This window comes from Pseudoalteromonas sp. MER144-MNA-CIBAN-0113 (genome assembly GCF_040308965.1).
Taxonomy (GTDB): Bacteria; Pseudomonadota; Gammaproteobacteria; order Enterobacterales; family Alteromonadaceae; genus Pseudoalteromonas; species Pseudoalteromonas tetraodonis.
On sequence record NZ_JBEOOG010000632.1, the window covers coordinates 1 to 231 of the forward strand.

1 pseudogene is annotated in these 231 nt (G+C 41.1%); it reads right to left on the minus strand.

What is annotated here, in order from left to right:
* Positions 1–13: 13 nt before the first annotated feature.
* Positions 14–231 (minus strand): annotated as a pseudogene (locus AAEY57_RS21255) (nitrate ABC transporter substrate-binding protein); the annotation flags it as partial.

A 231-nucleotide genomic window follows, 5' to 3' on the forward strand; every position in this document is an offset into this window, starting at 1 on the left:
CCTTAACAGTTTGTTACAGCTTGTCGCCTTGCTTTAATCCAATTACAAATGAATTAATGTAAGCATTAGGCTTGCTGCCGTCATAAACTAAGTTATCAATAAAGTGAGTTTGCGGTGCTTTGAAACCGGTTTCTTTACTGAAATCTGGAAAGTCAGCTGCGGGGATGAGCTTATCGTCGATGAGTGATTGCGCGGCTTTAGCATAAATATCTGGACGATAGACTTTTGCGG